We start from the raw sequence: 3,426 nt of genomic DNA, 5'->3' as shown, positions 1-3,426 counted from the left end.
GACGGCGCCGTCTCCACCATGCGCGCCCACTGGCGCACCGTGCTGGGCATCTCGCTCACCGTCGCGGTCCTCACGCAGCTCGTCGCCATCCTCGTCCAGGGACTGTTCCTCGCCGACAGCACGAGCGCCGCCCGCCTCGACGGCACAGCCGCCAGCTTCGAGGAACTGAGCCGAGCCATGGGCGAGATCATGCTCAGCTCCGGCGCCCTCTTCGTGATCTCCATGATCGGCACCGTCATCGCGACCGCCCTGCTCACGACCGTGACCAGCCGCGCGGTACTCGGCAAGCGCGTGACCATCGGCGAAGCCTGGCGGGACGCCCGCCCGCAGATCCTGAAGCTGTTCGGCCTCATCTTCCTGCTGATGCTCATCGCCGTCGCGATCGTCGCTGTCGGTACGGCACCGGGCTTCATCGTGGCCCTCACGGCTTCCAAGAGCGGAGGCACGGCGCTGGCCGTCCTGGGCGCCTTCGGCGCGTGCGTCGTCGCGCTGTGGCTGTTGGTCCGCTTCTCCCTGGCCTCCCCGGCGCTGATGCTGGAGAAGCAGGGCATCGTGAAGTCCATCCGCCGTTCCTCGAAGCTCGTCAGCGGCTCCTGGTGGCGGGTCTTCGGCATCCAACTGCTCGCCTCGATCATCGCGGGCATCGTGTCGTCCATCGTCGTCCTGCCGTTCACCTTCGTCGCCGCGGCCCTGACCGGAGGCGGCATCGGCGGCCTCGTCAACGGCACCGATGGCCCCGGGTGGACGTTCCTCGTCGTCAGCGGCATCGGCTCGGTGATCGGCGCCATGATCACCTTCCCCATCACCGCGGGCGTGACCGTGCTCCTCTACATCGACCAGCGCATCCGCCGCGAGGCCCTCGACCTCGACCTGGCCCGCGCCGCCGGCGTCCAGGGCTCCGGCGCCCCGGGCGCCACCCCGGGGAGCTGATGCGGTGAGCCTGACGGGGGGATTCCTCACCGCGGTGCCGGCCCTGCCGCCCACCGCAGAAGCGGCCGTACGAGCCCTGCTGCGCGCCGCCGGCACCGCCGTACTGTCGTCGGCCGCCGACGACCCGCCGGTGACGATCCCGCGTGATCCCGCGCGGGAGGCAGCACGGCGCGAGCTGTCCAAGCGCATGTACCACGAGAACGACCCGGGCCTGTTCCAACGGGCCATGGACGCCTTCTGGGACTGGCTCGGCAAGGTGTTCGACGCGGCCTCGACCGCGACTCCCGGCGGAGTCGTCGGACTGGTCGTCGTACTCCTGGCCGTCGTCGCCGTGATCGGCGCCCTGTGGTGGCGCCTCGGCACTCCGGGCACCGGCCCCACCTCCGCCGCCGCCCTCTTCGACGACCGCCCCCGCAGCGCCGCCGAACACCGCGCCGCAGCCGAGGCCCACGCCGTCCAGGGCCACTGGAACCAGGCCGTCCAGGAGCGCATGCGGGCCGTCGTCCGCTCCCTGGAGGAACGCGCGCTCCTCGATGCCCGCCCCGGCCGCACCGCCGACGAGGCAGCCGCAGAAGCGGGACGCACCCTGCCCGCGCACACCGACCGCCTGCGGACCTCGGCCCGCGACTTCGACGAGGTGACATACGGCGGACGGCCGGCGACCCCCCAGATGTACCGTCGGCTCACCGAACTCGACGACGCCCTGGAACGCGCGAAACCGGCCCTCACGAGCACCGGCAGCGCCACCCGCACGGCCCTCAACGCCCGCCAGGGAGCCGCCGAATGAGCACCGGGACCACGCTCCCCGCCCCGACCTCGACCTCGCCCACCGCCCGCCAGGTGTGGACCCGCGCGCGAGGCGTCGTACTCGGCGTCGTAATCCTCCTCACGGGTGGCGTCACGATCGCCGTGATCAACTCCGGCACCCGGCACGGCGACCTCGACCCACGATCCGCCGACCCCGGCGGCAGCCGCGCCGTCGCCACTCTCCTCGCCGACCGGGGTGTCTCCACACGCGTGGTCACCACCCTCGCCGAGGCGGGCGCAGCGGCCGACGCCGACACGACCCTCCTGGTCGCCGCCCCCGACCTGCTGACCGACCGTCAACAGAAGCGACTGCACACGGCGACGGAGCACTCCGGCGGACGCACGGTCCTGGTCGCCCCCGGCAGCCCGTCCGTCGGGACACTCGCCCCGGGCGTCACCGCCGACCCCGCGACCAGCTTCCACTCGAAGCTCTCCCCCGACTGCGACCTGCCCGCCGCCCAACGCGCGGGCACCGCGGACACCGGCGGCTTCCGCTACAACACCACCACCGGCTCCGGCGACACGTGCTACCCCAGCGACGGCCTCCCCACCCTCGTACGCGTCCCCACGGCCGCCGGGAACGGCGACACCGTCGTGCTCGGGGCACCCGACATCCTCTACAACGACCGTCTCGACGAGCACGGCAACGCCTCGCTCGCCCTTCAACTTCTCGGCTCCCGGCCTCACTTGGTCTGGTACCTCCCCTCGCTCTCCGACGGCTCGCGCTCCGACTCCGGCGAACGCGACTTCCTCGACCTGCTCCCTTCGGGCTGGGTCTGGGGCACCCTGCAACTCTTCTTCGCCGCGGTTCTGACCGCCTTCTGGCGGGCACGCCGATTCGGCCCCCTCGTACCCGAACGTCTCCCCGTGGCTATACGCGCCTCCGAAACCGTCGAAGGCCGCGCCCGCCTCTACCGCAAGACCAACGCCCGCGACCGCGCGGCAACCGCTCTTCGCTCCACCACCCGCACTCGCCTCGCCCCCCTCGTAGGCGTCCCCGTCACCCAGGCACACGCGCCCGAGTCCCTGCTCCCCGCCCTGTCCGCCCAGCTCCAGAACCACAGCGACGGACAGGCCCTGCACTCCCTCCTCTTCGGCCCGCCGCCCGGTGACGACGCAGCCCTCATCTCCCTCGCCGACCAACTCGACGCCCTCGAAAGAGAGGTACGCCGTCCATGATGGACCCGACCACTGACAACGCCGGGACCACCGGGGACCCGGACGCCGCCCGGGCCTCCCTGGAAGCCCTGCGCGCCGAGATCGCCAAAGCCGTGGTCGGCCAGGACCCCGCCGTGACCGGCCTCGTCGTCGCCCTTCTCTGCCGCGGACACGTTCTACTAGAAGGAGTCCCTGGAGTAGCCAAAACGTTGCTCGTCCGGGCACTCGCATCCGCACTCGATCTCGACACCAAGCGTGTTCAGTTCACTCCGGACCTGATGCCGAGCGACATCACCGGCTCCCTCGTCTACGACGCGCGCACCGCGGAGTTCTCCTTCCAGCCCGGCCCGGTCTTCACCAACCTCCTCCTCGCGGACGAGATCAACCGCACGCCCCCGAAGACCCAGTCGTCCCTCCTGGAGGCCATGGAGGAACGTCAGGTCACCGTCGACGGCACCCCCCGCCCCCTCCCCGACCCGTTCATGGTCGCGGCGACCCAGAACCCGGTCGAGTACGAGGGCACGTACCCCC

4 protein-coding genes are annotated in these 3,426 nt (G+C 71.7%); all 4 read left to right on the top strand.

The features are described from left to right. A partial coding sequence (locus AOK08_RS33675; protein ID WP_055533064.1) for a DUF7847 domain-containing protein occupies positions 1 to 930 on the top strand: 930 nt, incomplete at its 5' end. Positions 931 to 934: 4 nt separating this feature from the next. Beyond that, positions 935 to 1,717 (top strand): DUF4129 domain-containing protein, encoded by a 783-nt coding sequence (locus AOK08_RS33670; RefSeq protein WP_055533062.1) that lies wholly within the window; start codon positions 935 to 937, stop codon positions 1,715 to 1,717. Beyond that, entirely contained in the window at positions 1,714 to 2,916 is a 1,203-nt protein-coding gene (locus AOK08_RS33665; RefSeq protein ID WP_055533060.1) for a DUF4350 domain-containing protein, read from the top strand. Before AOK08_RS33670 ends, AOK08_RS33665 begins: the two co-directional genes overlap by 4 nt. Beyond that, on the top strand, positions 2,916 to 3,426 hold a 511-nt coding region (locus tag AOK08_RS33660), incomplete at its 3' end, for an AAA family ATPase (RefSeq protein WP_157876905.1). The genes AOK08_RS33665 and AOK08_RS33660, both read left to right, overlap by 1 nt.

It is taken from the genome of Streptomyces graminilatus (assembly GCF_001418565.1).
Lineage (GTDB): Bacteria > Actinomycetota > Actinomycetes > Streptomycetales > Streptomycetaceae > Streptomyces > Streptomyces graminilatus.
Note: the sequence above shows the minus strand (reverse complement) of the source record. Positions and strands in the feature narration are given on the sequence as shown.